Consider the following 14,939-nt stretch of genomic DNA (forward strand, 5'->3'; position numbering starts at 1 on the left):
GTTTGCCAATCGGTACCGATGAATACCCCATATCCTCTTCCCGGTACATCCACGCCGTTGCTATGACGCTCGATTCGCTTGGACCATAGGCGTTCATATACTCCACGCTGTCCTTCCACCGCGTCACCAGTTCTTTGGTGATCGCTGATCCACCTGTCACCAGTTTTTTCAGTGCCGGCAGCTTGTCGGGTTCTATCCCCGCCAGATAGGTAGGCGGTAGCAACGCAATCGTAATTTGGTTTTCGTTGACAAAGCGCGCAAACTCATTCAGGTTATTAATAATATCTCGCGAAACCAGATAAAGCGTTCCGCCTCCCAGTAAAATCGTGAACATTTCCCAGACCGAAGCGTCAAACGAACTGCTGGCAAACTGCAGCATCCGATCCGATCCGTTCACCCCCCATTGTTCCTGGAAGAAATGCCAAAGGTTGATGACTCCCCGGTGTTCTACCATGACCCCTTTGGGCTTCCCAGTGGAACCTGAGGTATAGATGATATAGGCCAAATCTTCCGGCTTGTTAACAGGTTGCAGATTGGCATGGCCATCCAGTTCTAAATGCTTCAACTCTTCGCCAGCCACATCCATGATCGGGCCGTGATAAGTGAGCTTGTCCCGGAGATGCTTTTGCGTCAGCAGCATGGACGCGCCGCTGTCCTCCAGCATGTAGTGAATCCGTTCCTCCGGATAGTTCGGATCGATCGGCAGGTAGGCTCCGCCCGCTTTGAGCGTGCCCAGGATGCCGATGACCATTTCCATGGAACGCTCCATCATGATGGCGACGATATCATCCGCCTTCACTCCACGCTCTCTCAAGATGATGGCCAGCCGATTCGCCTGCTCGTTCAGTTCCCGGTAGGTCAGTGTTTGCTCTCCCCAGACTAAAGCCGGATGATCTGCTCTTTGCTCCGCTCGTTCCTCAAACAACGCATTAATCGTTTGATCCTTCGGATACTCCGCCTCCGTGCGATTGAAATCGCGGAGCAGCACATCCTTTTCTTCCTCCGGCACGATTTCGATTTGTGAAATAGGAGTTTCACTTTGTTCCATGGCTTGAGCAAATAAATATTCAAAGTGGGAAACGACATTCTCAATGGGGATGAATCTTTCAAAAGCCTGTATCTGATAGTCAAAATTAACGGCTACATCCGTTTTACCTTCTTGTCCCCATATAAAGAGATTAAGTGCATTCCTTTCATGATGATGCGGCATGCTTACAATCTGGGTTGCTGTACCGATCAATGATTCTCTGTTTTCCTGTTCTTCGAAAGAAAGCGATATATCAAACAGTTTTCCTTTCTCATGGCTATTCTCGTAAACTGCCCGGTAAATTTCACCGAAGGACATTTTCTGATGTCGATAGCATTGCATAAGCTCACGTTTGATGCGCTTTATCAGCTCTTTAAAGCTTAGATCTTCTTCAGGGCTGATCCGCAGCGGCAGCACGTTGGCGAAATGTCCCATCGTCTGCTTATATCTCGCTTTGCCCCGGTTAAAAACCGGGACGCCGATCACCATCTCGTTCCGATTGCAAACCCTGCTGAAATAAAGGAACAGTATGCCTAAAAAGTAGTGGAACGACGAACACCCTTCCTCTTTGCAAAATTCAATCATTCGATTGTATAAGGTCTTGTTTATCGTTAAGGTTTGCCGATCACTCCAAGCGGAATCACCATCATCGAAGTTCACTCCTCTGCTCAATAGAGGCTCGGGAATGGTTTGGTATTTGTTCTTCCAGAACTCCCTGTCTTTTAAAAAGGCCGGAGAATTCAGATAATCCTGATTATCGGAGATAAAATTAGCATAGGAATAGACAGTTCTGTTCACTTCGCCAATTCCTTGTGCGAGTTTATTGTAATTGTCAAAGAGTTGATTGATTAAGAGAGCAAATCCCCATCCATCGATCACCAAATGATGAACTTTAAGTAAAATAAAATAGGTATTCAGGGTGCCTTGCAATAAATCAAATTGAAAATAAAAGCTATCTGATTGAAAAGGCTTTAAAAATTCCTTTTTCATCCAGTCGATGCAAAAAGAATTTGCATTTTCCTTCATCGAAAAATTATATAGCGGAACTTCATATTCAACTTCCGGCAGGAATGTTAAATAAGGTTCTCCCTTTTTATCGATAAAACGGGCACTAAGAGAATCATTCTGGCTGATTAGTAACTGCAAGCACTCCTTCATGATAGCCGTATCCAGGTTTCCTTTGATCTCAACATACCCACCAATATTGTAAATAGGTTTTTCAGGGTACATGCACTGTTCGAACCATATGTCTTTCTGATAGGAGCTTAACGGATACTCCTTAATAGTTATCATGCTCGTTTCCATAAAATTTCCTCCTGTTGTTAAGCATTTCATGCGTTCTACTCCATATGCCCAAACGATTTCCCACTACAAATAAAAAAAGCCTGTTCCCCTATAAAAAGTACAGGAACAGGCAGCAGACTTCGCCCGGTTTCCTTCGGCAACCTGGCAATCATGGCTGTTGAATCCAGCTTTAGACCCATGGCTTTGTGTCCACCACTTTCGAGGTGTTTACGATTAACGGGAAATAAGTAAGTATATCTACCGCTGTATCCACGCCTTCAGGTCCCCCTCCGGCGCCACAATGCGGTAAGCTTTGTTATCAGTTCGTTTTTTTTCCGAACCTTTTACCTGGAATTATATTTACAATACGTTGTTATCTGCTTCGCGAAATACTTCATCCCCACCCCCAACATTCCAAGATGTCCACCTGGACAACTTTAGCGGTTTAGCTTTTGAATGATGAATTGTGAAGCATTTAGTATATTATTTTAATATGGAATATATATGAAATAAATTTAATCAATTGTACAATAATGAAAATATCTCATTTTGTCAATTAGTTCTAAGTTTTTAAAATGTGTGTAAAGGAGCAATTATCGATTAGATAACCACAAGATATAGTCAAAATCTTTGACAAACAACAATCTATGGTATCATTTCACAATGACTAATAAATTGTATATTCACTCATAATAATTACTTTATTTTAAAAAATTGATGTGATATCCTTTAATCTTTTATCAGGTTACGACAAAAATGATATTCCAAAGCTTCTCTCGCATTCGATGTTTTGCCAAAATTGGCGACGTGAGGTGTATAGGGAGTGGAGCAATTGGTGGGCATCTTCGGAAGAGTAATGTTTTAACCACGATTACTTCGATCTCAGCACTTGGTTGGAAACGTGGCTGATCATCTCAATCTCTCCTGCTGTCAAGGTAAACTGCATCGCCCTCACATTTTCCTGGGCATGATGTATTTTTGAAGCCCCAGGTATCGCAAATACGTTCTCTCCATGGGCGTTAATCAGCCAATTCAAGGCAATCTGCGTTGGCGTCACATTATATTGCTGGGCCAACTGTTCCAGCGTTTCAATCAGTGGCTTCGATCTCTGCAGCCCCGAATCCCGGAATGCCGCCGTCCACTTGCGCGGACCCTTTATTGACTTGACCAAATTCGGATTTTTATGGAATTTTCCGCTTAAGATCCCCTGCATTAACGGGGAGTAGGCAATGATCGCCACACCGAGTTCTTTGGCCGTGTCCAGAATTCCGTTTTGTTCGATTCTCCGGTCAAGAAGGCTGTATTTCACTTGATTCGAAACCAGGCGTAGGCCGTGCTCACGCAACACACGATCGGCTTCACGTATTTGTTGCGCGGAAAAGTTGCTTACACCCACATATTTAATCTTACCTTGCTCGACCAGTTTAGCCATCGCATTCATCGTCGCGCCGACCGAAGAAAAGGAGTAAGGCGAATGCACCTGATAAAGGTGAATCGTCCGTTGAGCCAAATGGTGAATACGTTCATCAATCGTTGCTGTGATGCTGCCTGCAGTGCGAAAGGCCGGCCACCATTTCGTAGCGATATTTGCCTCTTCCGCGAGCGGCCCTCCAATCTCATTTAACGCGCCAGCCAGCAATTGCTCAGACTGTCCGCCACCGTATGCTTCAGCAGTATCAAACCAATTAATTCCACCTTCTAAACTAGTCTGAACAATTTGCCGTATATCTTCCCGACGCAGCGCTGGCCAGAATTTCCCGACCATCCCTTTTCCGTTGCTGAACTGCCAGCAGCCAAGCCCAAGCGGTGACAGCTTTAAATCCGAGTTGCCCAGTTTGCGTAATTGCGTTGAGTCTGTCACATTTACCATTTTCGTTTCCACGATTCTTCCACCATCTCCTGTAAAGAAATTTTCATGTCAAACAATCGCGTTCCGCAACGCATAGAGTGTTTATAAACTAGCTGGAAAAATTTGTTTTGCATAAACTTCTCTTTATTTTATCGGTCGGAAGCTTACAAATGTTTAATCTAATGTTAATTATTCGATTTTAGTGGGTATTTTTAGGATGCGTAATCTTGCTAAAACTTAATTGGGCACAACAGTGGGCATAAAAAAAGATGACTCCTGATGAAATTCAGAAGTCATCTGACGACGACTAAAAAAAGTTATTATTATAATTTTATATAAATTATAGCTATGAATGTATCAAATTTCCTCACGAACACTAAGTTGGCCTGTACCCGGTTCATTCAGCACAATTCGCGCTTTGACGGTCGATCCATCTTTACGCTTAAAAGACAACAACTGCGTCTGTCCCTTCGTCAACAGAGACTTGAGCATGGTTTCCGTAATCTGCTTGCCAGCATATTCCTTCCAGACAACAAAACCGCAGCCCTGCTTGTAGTGGCTGCACCCGTACCCCTTGCGGCCTTCAATAATGCTTCCACCGCAATTGGAGCGCGGGCAGCTGCCCAGAGCTTCCCGTCGGCTCGCTGAAGCGCCTGACGGCACGCTGGAGGAGCCGCGCGCTAATCCTGCGGCTGAAGAAGCTGCCGCGTCCGAGGCACGCTCCGGCGTTGCGCTTCCAGCGCTGCTACCGCGCCCTGCTGGAACGCGCGTCCCTTTGGCAGCGGTGCGTCCACTCGCGCCTGCACCGCTAGTGCTTCCCTTGCCACCCGCACGCTTGCCCCTCGCTTCCTCGCCAAAAGCATTGGCCGGAGCCGGTGGCTGCTGCCTCACCTTGTCAATGATGGACAACGTAAATCTTTTAACATTGTCCATAAACTTCTCCTGGGCTGCCTCCCCCTTGGAAATTTGATGCAGACGGCGTTCCCATTGTCCCGTCATCTCCGGAGAAGCCAACAAATCGACGCCTGCATGACGGATCAGCTCAATGGCCATTTTCCCCTTATCCGTAATGAGAATCTTTTTACCCTTCATTTCAATGTAGCCGACCTTCTTCAATCGTTCAATGGTGGCCGCACGTGTCGCAGGCGTACCTAATCCGGCATCCTTCATGACCTCGCGTAATTCCTCATTCTCCATCTGCTTGCCCGCGCTTTCCATCGCTTTCAGCAATGTGCCCTCTGTGTAGCTTTTAGGCGGCTGAGTCGCCTTTTCTTTCATTTCGGCACGAATACAATCCACCTGACGACCTGCGTCGATTTCAAACTTCTTGTCCGTCCACTCATCCGTCTCCTCTTCTTCCTCTTTCTTGGCTGCTTTGCTCTTTTTACCTTTATCCTGGTCAGCCTTGCTCAAAACCACTTTCCATCCTAAGGAAAGAAGCTCCTTGATACTTGTTTTAAATAGATGCTTGTCCACCTGTGTCATCACGGTATGCATTTTATATTCAGCGGGAGGGAAAAAATGGGACAAAAACCTGCGAATAATCAGGTCATATATATTTTGCTCCTCCTTGCTAAGCGTTCCCGGTCTTTTTAACGTTGGCAAAATAGCATGGTGATCCTCAACACGAGACGGATTGCAGACCGATTTATTCTGTTTATGGACCAAATCAGGGTTTGCTTGTTGTACCAGCTCAGCATAAGGGCCTGTGCCCAACATACGCAGCGCCTTGTGCATCCCGTCTATATTTTGTTCTGTTACATAATTGGAGTTGGTACGCGGATAAGAAATAACCTTATGCCGCTCATAAAGAGCCTGTGCCACATCCAATGTTTTTTTCGCCGAATAACCGTACTTAGCATTTGCCTCGCGTTGCAGCAGCGTCAAGTCATACAGTTTAAAAGGATACTCCTTCGTCTGCTTCGTATCATATTTGGTAATGCTGCCCGCTTTGCCGCGAACCGCTGCAGCGATCTCCTCAGCTTCTTCGGGTTTGGTCAGTCGATCCCCCTGCCATGTCCCTTTGTACTTGATTTGATCTTGCTTAAACTCGGCCCATACATCATAAAAGGTTTGAGACTGAAATGCTTCAATTTCCTTCTCCCGATCATGGATCAATGCCAGCACAGGCGTTTGCACCCGCCCTACCGACAGGAGCGTGTTATGTCGTGTTGTGAAGGCTCTGGAGGCGTTCATACCGATCAGCCAGTCCGCTTCACTTCGTGCCCGCGCAGCCTGAGTCAGAAATTCAAACTCTGAAGCATCTCGCAGCCGTTCAAAACCTGTCGCAATACTTTCTGCTGTCAAATCTGAGATCCATAGCCGCTTGACTGGCTGGCGCAGCTTCAACTGCTGTTGAATCAACGCAAAAATATACTGCCCTTCCCGCCCGGCATCACATGCATTGACAATGGCATTGCAGCGTTTGGCCAGCTCACCAATCATTTTCAGCTGATCCTTTGTTTTGGGATTCGGTACAATTTTGAACTGCTCAGGGATAATGGGCAGGTCCTGAATATTCCATCGTTTGTACTTGGCATCGTATGCATCCGGCTCAGCCAGGCCCAGCAAATGACCGATTGCCCAGGTTACAATGTATTTCTCCCCTTCCAAATAAGTGCGGTTATTTTTAGCACGCGGCTCCATAACAGCAGCAATCGTCCGGCCCATATCCGGTTTTTCAGCAATAATCAACGTTTTCATTCATATTCCATTCCTTCCTGACGGCCTTCTGTTTTCCTTCAACAAATCATACATATAGATGTACAGGAAACACAGGTAGCATGGCCTCATGCAAAAGGAGCTTTCTCCCGGGCGAAAGCTCCTTTGTAAATTCATTTAGTCTAACGCTTCAACAATATACGTGTATTATACCATAGATATCATTGTTCTCTCAGGCTATGATTTTGCGAAGCTTGAAAAGGATATGTAAAAAAACTCCTAAAAGTTGCACAACAAGACGGCATGAGTCATATTTGAGTTAATTTATCTAACATATAAATTAAATGTTTTCTTTTTATCGTAAAATAATTTCATAATTCAATAAAAAAGTTGCACTTTTCTTCGGATTTTATGTTATGATCACTGTAGATAATTAATAAACATTCAGATAATTTAATTTATTTGTCAACTTTAATTACATTATAATAACAGAACAATAACAAAATAGTAACAACTCTCTACATACCATGAAATCACATTCGATTCAGAAAAATTTCGTAAACTTAAATCACATATTATTCTCTTTTGCGTCATGCTATCCACTAGCCTGTAAACACAACAAAGCCCCATCCGAAGATGGAGCTTTGACTCGATCCGTAATGATAGAGCTAGGTTTACACCAAAACGGTAGCACCCATGAGGTATTTATCAACCTCACGCGCGGCTTCCCGACCTTCATTAATAGCCCACACGACAAGACTTTGTCCGCGGCGCATATCACCCGCAGCAAAAACCTTTTCCACATTCGTAACATATTTCCCATAGCGTGCTTTAACATTGGAGCGACGGTCCGTTTCCAAACCGATTTCCTCTACGATCGTTTGCTCAGGTCCATCAAATCCAATCGCAATAAGTGCAATCTGTGCCGGGAATACGCGCTCTGTACCTGGAATCGGTTGATAGATTTTACGCCCTGTTTCATCAACAATACGTTGAATTTGGATGGTGTGCAACTCTTTCAAATTCCCGTTCTCGTCACCTACAAACTTAGTCGTCATGATGGAGAACTCACGCGGATCTTCCCCAAACAACGCCTTTGCTTCCTCCTGTGCATAATCAAGAGAGTACACATTCGGAAATTGTGGCCAAGGGTTGGCAATCGGGTCACGTTCCAAAGGAGCTTTAGCATGCGTACCAAATTGAGTGACACTCCGACAACCGTGACGCAGAGACGTAGCTACACAGTCCGAACCCGTATCACCGCCGCCGATTACAATAACATCCTTATCCTTGGAGGACAAATAGTTTCCATCTTCAAGGTTGGAATCCAAATAGCTTTTGATGGTGCCATTCAAATAATCCATCGCATAATGAACACCATTCAAATCGCTGCCTTCAATGTTGAATTCTCTCGGCTTCGTAGATCCACCGCATAGTACAACTGCATCATACTCAGCTATTAACTGCTCAGTAGGAATATCTTTGCCAATTTCCGTATTTGTGATGAATTGGATACCTTCAGCCTCCAGCAAATCCACACGACGCTGTACAACCTTCTTATCCAGCTTCATGGAAGGGATTCCGTACATCAGCAATCCCCCCACACGATCCGCACGCTCATACACAGTCACGCTGTGCCCTGCTTTATTAAGCTGAGCAGCAGCAGCCAATCCTGCCGGACCCGAGCCGACAATAGCCACTCGTTTGCCTGTACGCTTTTCTGGCGGATTAGGGACAACCCAGCCTTCCTCAAAACCTTTTTCGATTATAGCTTCCTCAATTGTCTTAATGGTAACAGACTGTCCGATCAGACCGACTGTACAGGAGCCTTCGCATGGCGCAGGACAGACGCGGCCTGTAAATTCCGGGAAATTATTCGTTTTGTGCAGCCGATCTAGCGCTTCCTTCCATAAACCACGATATACGAGATTGTTCCATTCCGGAATAAGATTATGAACCGGGCAGCCTAAAGTCGCTCCCATCATATCCATCCCTGTATGACAATAAGGAGTTCCGCAGTCCATACAACGTGCCCCTTGGGTACGCAGCTCTTCTTCAGACATATGCTTATGGAATTCTTCCCAATCCTTAATACGCTCTGCCGGGTCCCGGTCTATAGGAAGCTGTCGTGTGTATTCCATAAATCCAGTTGGTGTAGACATGTTACGTTCCCCCATCTCTTCGCTTATGAACCCCGTCCATCCATTCAGAATTTGAGTCAAATTCGAATTTGTCTGTTTGTATCATGAAAGGGTCTGTTCTCGTTGAATTTGATTTATTGTATCACAATACAGCGCAAAAGTAATGAAAACTTATGCAACTTTCTGCATCAACAGCCAAAAGGATTTTTTATATGGTTCATTAATTTTTCAAATCGGTGAGGTCAAATGATTCCCATTCTTATTTTGTTCTCTCATAAATGACAAAACGGTAGTTGTACGGGTTTCTTTCATCCTTAATACCAGGAATCTCACTGACTATATGCCAGCCATCCCAATCCAGCTCAGGAAAAGTGGTGTCCCCTTCAAAAATCTCCTCAATTCGGGTCACGATCAGCCGATCGGCATGTGGCCAAAACAGTGAATAAATCTCCGCTCCCCCGATGACCATCAGTTCCTTTTCTGTAGCCAATTGGAGTCCCTCCTCGAGTGAATGAACCACTTCCGCCCCTTCTGCCCGGTAGCTCTGATCTCGGGTCAAAACCACGTTGCGTCGGTTGGGCAGGCTTTTTCCTCCAAAGGACTCCCACGTCTTGCGCCCCATGAGTACAGTCTTGCCCATCGTTTGCTCCTTGAAAAAGGCCATGTCTCTTGGGAGACGCCAAGGAAGCTGGTTATCCCGGCCGATCACACCATTTTGTGCCATAGCCCATATCATCGAAATACTTATGCTGTCCCCCTCCTTTGCTTTCCATCCCCTCTAATCAGATGGCGACAGGCGCCTTGATCCCTGGGTGGTATTCGTAATTCTCAAAAACAAAATCCTCGTAAGTGTAATCAAAAATGGAATCCGGTTTGCGCATAATTTTCAGCTGAGGCAGCGGATAAGGCTCACGTTCCAACTGGGTATGCACTTGTTGCATATGATTTGAATAAATATGCACATCACCGCCTGACCAAATAAATTCTCCCGGCTCCAAGTTGCATTGCTGTGCAACCATATGCGTTAACAATGCATAACTTGCGATGTTGAACGGCAGCCCAAGAAAGGTATCTACTGAACGCATGGTCAGCATGCAGGAAAGCTTGCCTCCAGCTACGTAGAACTGAAATACAAAATGACATGGCGGCAGCTTCATCGATTCGATTTGAGCCACATTCCAGGCACTGACGATATGCCGGCGTGAATCTGGATTGTTTTTAATCGACTCAATGACATTGGCAATCTGGTCGATATGTTGCCCGTCTGTCGTTTCCCACGAGCGCCATTGCGATCCGTATACGGGGCCCAGATTGCCCTGCTCATCCGCCCATTCATCCCAAATGGTAACTCCGTTTTCCTTGAGATAAGAAATATTGGTATCCCCACGCAAAAACCACAACAGCTCGTGGATAACCGATTTTAAATGTACTCTTTTGGTGGTTACCAGGGGAAAGCCCTTGGCCAGATCAAAGCGAAGCTGTCTTCCGAAAACAGATAGTGTTCCCGTCCCTGTGCGGTCCTCTTTTTTTACTCCATTCTCTAATATATCCTCCAGCAATTCCAAATAGTTGCGCACTTCTTTTCTCTCCTTTAAACATGAATTAAGATCTAGCAGCCCTAGAATCTAATCTTGAAAAATTCGCTCTACACCACAGCTATATTTAGTTTATCATGTACGACACTTCATTGACCATGTACTGTTTGAATTTTCATGGTAGTTCTGAAAATTCCTAAAACATGAAAAAAAGAGGCAAAGAACGCAGATATTGCGCCCCTTGCCTCTCTTGAAGATATATGAAAATCAAAAACGAGATGATGAAATGGAATTAGCGACGTGGTGCCAATGCGTGGATCGGATGACCCAGCACGACTTCAGCTGCCTCCATAACGATTTCGCCCAATGTAGGGTGAGCGTGAATAGTCAGGGAGATGTCTTCGAGTGTAGCACCCATTTCAATCGCCAGACCCAGCTCAGCAATCAGGTTGGAAGCTTCCAGACCTACGATTTGCGTCCCCAGTACCAGACCGGTATCTGCGTCAGCTACGATTTTCACAAAGCCTTCAGCAGCGTTCAGGGAAACGGCACGGCCGTTTGCTCCATAAGAGAACTTGCCAACTTTGACATTGTGGCCTTTTTCTTTGGCTTGCGCCTCTGTATAGCCTACGCTGGAGCATTCTGGATCTGTGAAAACGACAGCCGGCATACATTTGTAGTCCACTACGGACGGCTCGCCTGCGATCGCTTCAGCAGCCACTTTACCTTCATAAGAAGCTTTGTGAGCCAGAGCAAGACCAGCAACGATATCGCCGATGGCAAAGATATGAGGAATGCTGGTGCGTCCTTGATGGTCAACTTTCACCATTCCGCGCTCATCCAGTTCTACACCGATCAGATCCAGACCCAGTTCGCCGTCTGTGTTTGGACGACGTCCAACGGTTACAAGCAGGTAATCAGCAGTTACTTCTTTGCTTTCGCCGTTAACGGAGAATTTCACGGTTACGTCTTTATCTGTTTGTTCCGCACTTTCTGCTTTAGCACCAGTGAAGATTTCAATGCCTGTTTTCTTCATGCTCTTAGCAACGATGGAAGTCATATCTTTGTCAAAGCCAGGAAGAACAGTATCCATACCTTCAATGATGGTAACTTTGGAACCGAATTTGGAGTACATTTGTCCAAGCTCTGCACCAATGTATCCACCGCCGATCACGATCAGGCTTTTCGGAATTTCAGGCAGGTTCAATGCTTCAGTAGAAGACAGAATGCGTCCGCCAAATGGGAATGGCTTCAGTTCGATTGGACGGGAACCTGTTGCGATAATGGCATTTTTAAAACGGTAGCGTGGTGATTCATGTTCATTGAATACACGTGCTTCGTTTTCGTTGATGAACATGCACTCACCATTGAAAACTTCAACTTTGTTGCCTTTGAGCAAGCCGCTTACGCCGCTTGTCATTTTTTTAACAACACCGTTTTTGAATTCTTGTGTTTTAGCGAAGTCTACTTTTACATTCTCAGCCGTAATACCGAAAGACTCGCCATGTTTAGCTGCTTCGTATTGGTGAGCTGCAGAGATCAAAGCTTTGGATGGAATACATCCACGGTTCAGACAGACACCGCCCAGCTCAGATTTGTCAACGATCAATACGCTTTGTCCCAATTGTGCGGCACGGATGGCAGCTACATAGCCGCCAGGACCCGCACCGATAACCAATGTGTCAATATCCAGAGAAGCGTCTCCTACTACCATTGATTACACCTCCATAACAAGCAACTCAGGGTTAGCGAGCAGCTGTTTGATATAGTTCATGAAGTTTTGAGCAGTTGCACCGTCAATAATACGGTGGTCAAAGCTGAGAGAAAGAGCCATTACTGGAGCAGCAACAATTTCACCGTTTTTCACAACTGCTTTTTCGCTGATACGACCAGTTCCCAAAATCGCAACTTCAGGGAAGTTGATGATTGGCGTAAAGAACATACCGCCTGCAGAACCGATGTTAGTGATGGAAATTGTGCTTCCTCTCATTTCGTTGGCAGCCAATTTTCCATCACGACCGCGTACAGCCAGATCACGAATGGAATCAGCGATCATCCAGATACTCTTACGATCAGCATCTTTGATAACAGGAACGATCAAGCCGTTGTCTGTATCTGTAGCGATACCGATGTTGTAGTATTTTTTGTAGACGATTTCGTTCGCTTCTTCGTCGATCGAGGCATTCAGAGCCGGGAATTGACGGGAAGCAGCAACCAGAGCCTTAACGATGAATGGCAGGTATGTTACTTTTGTGCCTTTCTTCTCAGCAATTGGTTTCATACGAGTACGGAAAGCAACCAGTTCGGTTACATCCACTTCGTCCATAATCGTAACGTGTGGAGCCGTGTAAGCCGATTTAACCATGGCATTGGAAATAGCTTTGCGGATACCTTTAAATGGTACGCGCTCTTCCTCAGCACGCGGATCTGCTGCTGGTGCGGATGGCGCTGCAGCTTTCGCTTCTTTTTTAGCTGGCTCTTGTGCTTTTGCAGCTTCTTTCACTGCCGGTGCAGCCGCTTGGCCTCCACCATTTTTGAAAGCTTCTACATCTTCTTTAGTGATTTTACCATTTTTGCCGGAGCCACTCACTTGAGCGATGTTTACACCTTGTTCACGAGCAAATTTGCGCACACTAGGTGTAGCCAGCACATCTTTGTTCGATGCAGCAGGAGTTGCAGCCGGTTTCGTATTAGCTCCACCTTGTGCAGCATCCTGTTCTTGCTTAGCGGCAACTGGTGCATCTTCTTGTTCAGGAAGCTCACCCTCTGCAGCAATGACTGCTACGACTTGACCTACCTTGAAGATGTCACCGTCTTTGGCGAATACTTCTTGAACTGTACCATTGACTGGGCAAGGAACTTCAACCACTGCCTTGTCGTTTTGTACTTCCATGATGATATCTTCATCAGTTACTTTATCGCCGGGCTTGATGTGCATCTTGATGATTTCGCCTTCGTGAAGACCTTCACCCAGCTCTGGGAATTTATATTCAAATCTAGCTGCGCCTGCAGCTCCTCCTTGTGCAGGTGCAGCAGCACTTGGCTCAGGGCTAGCAGCAGCTGGTGCTTCCGGTGCATCTTCTTGTTCAGGAAGTTCACCTTCTGCATCAATGACAGCTACAACTTGGCCTACGTTGAAGATGTCACCGTCTTTGGCAAATACTTCTTGAACCGTACCATTGACCGGACATGGAACTTCAACTACAGCCTTGTCGTTCTGTACTTCCATGATGATATCTTCATCAGTTACTTTATCGCCGGGCTTGATATGCATCTTGATGATTTCGCCTTCATGAAGACCTTCACCCAGCTCCGGAAATTTATATTCAAATTTTGCCACGTTTAAAACCTCCCAAATTTACGGTGTGCTTTAATTAAAATTCCAATACTTTATTAACCGCATCAATGATACGTGTTGGCGTTGGCAACCAAGTATCTTCAATTTGAGCAAAAGGATAAACGGTATCTGGACCAGCTACACGCAGAACTGGTGCTTCCAGATGCAGAATTGCTTTTTCGTTAATTTGTGCAATCACTTCAGCAGCTACGCCGGCGCTCTTTTGCGCTTCCTGAACAACGATAGCACGATTGGTTTTTTGAATAGAAGCAACGATGGTATCAATGTCAATCGGGCTAATCGTACGCAAGTCAATGATTTCCACTTTGATGCCTTTTGTTTTTTCCAGCTCATCAGCAGCCTTAATCGAAGTGTGTACCATCATACCGTAAGTAATGATCGTCACATCGGAGCCTTCACGAACCACGTTGGCTTTGCCCAGCTCAACAACGTAATCATTCTCAGGAACTTCAGCGCGGAACGCATGGTACAAGTTCAAATGCTCCATGAAAAATACTGGATCGTTATCGCGGATAGACGCGATCATAAGACCTTTTGCATCATAAGGATTGGAAGGAACAACAACCTTGATACCAGGTGTTTGAGTCAAAAGACCTTCCAGGGAATCGGTATGCAGCTCGGCTGCCTTAACACCGCCACCAAATGGTGTACGGAATACGATTGGAGAATTGTAACGTCCACCGGAACGGTAACGCATACGGGATGCCTGAATTGCCATTTGGTCGAGTGCTTCAAAGATAAAGCCTACGAACTGGATTTCAGCTACAGGGCGGAAGCCTTGGATACCCAGACCGACAGCAAGACCCCCGATTGCGGATTCCGCCAGCGGAGTATCGAATACACGCTCTTCGCCAAACTCTTTTTGCAAACCTTCCGTTGCACGGAAAACGCCACCTACATGACCTACGTCTTCACCGAAAAGCAAGACGTTAGGGTCGCGTTTCAACTCTACGCGCAGTGCGTCACGAATAGCTTCTTTCATGTTCATTTGTGCCATTGCTTCATTTCCTCCTTAAACATTACAGATCAGTTTCAGTTCAGGTCCAATTGAAAAACAGACCGGATCGGGATGCCGCCCGGTCTC

Annotated in this window: 9 protein-coding genes and 1 riboswitch; all 9 genes read right to left on the minus strand. The window is 45.7% G+C overall.

Features of this window, described 5'->3' with window-relative positions; all coding sequences use genetic code 11:
* A partial coding sequence (locus WG8_RS12875) for a non-ribosomal peptide synthetase (protein WP_007430619.1) occupies positions 1-2,332 on the minus strand: 2,332 nt, incomplete at its 3' end.
* A 132-nt stretch (positions 2,333-2,464) separates the two neighbouring features.
* Positions 2,465-2,554: riboswitch (cyclic di-GMP riboswitch) on the minus strand.
* A gap of 628 nt (positions 2,555-3,182) precedes the next feature.
* Positions 3,183-4,193, minus strand: coding sequence for an aldo/keto reductase (locus WG8_RS12880; protein WP_007430621.1), 1,011 nt, complete (start codon positions 4,191-4,193; stop codon positions 3,183-3,185).
* A 324-nt stretch (positions 4,194-4,517) separates the two neighbouring features.
* Positions 4,518-6,863 carry a type IA DNA topoisomerase gene (locus WG8_RS12885; RefSeq protein ID WP_007430622.1) on the minus strand — a complete coding sequence of 782 codons (2,346 nt, stop codon included), beginning with the start codon at positions 6,861-6,863 and terminating at the stop codon, positions 4,518-4,520.
* Between the two features lie 632 nt (positions 6,864-7,495).
* Positions 7,496-8,983, minus strand: coding sequence for a glutamate synthase subunit beta (locus tag WG8_RS12890; protein WP_007430623.1), 1,488 nt, complete (start codon positions 8,981-8,983; stop codon positions 7,496-7,498).
* Between the two features lie 238 nt (positions 8,984-9,221).
* Positions 9,222-9,710, minus strand: coding sequence for a dihydrofolate reductase (locus WG8_RS12895; protein WP_043891048.1), 489 nt, complete (start codon positions 9,708-9,710; stop codon positions 9,222-9,224).
* A 34-nt stretch (positions 9,711-9,744) separates the two neighbouring features.
* Complete coding sequence (gene thyA, locus WG8_RS12900; RefSeq protein WP_007430625.1) at positions 9,745-10,539, minus strand: thymidylate synthase; 795 nt, start codon at positions 10,537-10,539, stop codon at positions 9,745-9,747.
* Between the two features lie 250 nt (positions 10,540-10,789).
* On the minus strand, positions 10,790-12,211 hold the full coding sequence (gene lpdA, locus WG8_RS12905; RefSeq protein WP_007430626.1) for a dihydrolipoyl dehydrogenase: 1,422 nt from the start codon (positions 12,209-12,211) through the stop codon (positions 10,790-10,792).
* A 3-nt stretch (positions 12,212-12,214) separates the two neighbouring features.
* Positions 12,215-13,837, minus strand: a complete 1,623-nt coding sequence (locus tag WG8_RS12910; RefSeq protein WP_007430627.1) for a 2-oxo acid dehydrogenase subunit E2 — start codon at positions 13,835-13,837, stop codon at positions 12,215-12,217.
* Between the two features lie 34 nt (positions 13,838-13,871).
* Positions 13,872-14,852: an alpha-ketoacid dehydrogenase subunit beta gene (locus WG8_RS12915; RefSeq protein ID WP_007430628.1), complete on the minus strand. Its 981-nt coding sequence runs from the start codon at positions 14,850-14,852 to the stop codon at positions 13,872-13,874.
* Between the last annotated feature and the right edge of the window lie 87 nt (positions 14,853-14,939).

The sequence above is a fragment of the Paenibacillus sp. Aloe-11 genome (genome assembly GCF_000245715.1).
Taxonomy (GTDB): Bacteria; Bacillota; Bacilli; order Paenibacillales; family Paenibacillaceae; genus Paenibacillus; species Paenibacillus kribbensis.

Coding starts and splice junctions, on each gene's coding strand:
- WG8_RS12890 (WP_007430623.1), bottom strand. CDS start 8,983: ATGTCTACACCAACTGGATTTATGGAATACACACGACAGCTTCCTATA.
- WG8_RS12915 (WP_007430628.1), bottom strand. CDS start 14,852: ATGGCACAAATGAACATGAAAGAAGCTATTCGTGACGCACTGCGCGTA.
- lpdA (WP_007430626.1), bottom strand. CDS start 12,211: ATGGTAGTAGGAGACGCTTCTCTGGATATTGACACATTGGTTATCGGT.
- WG8_RS12885 (WP_007430622.1), bottom strand. CDS start 6,863: ATGAAAACGTTGATTATTGCTGAAAAACCGGATATGGGCCGGACGATT.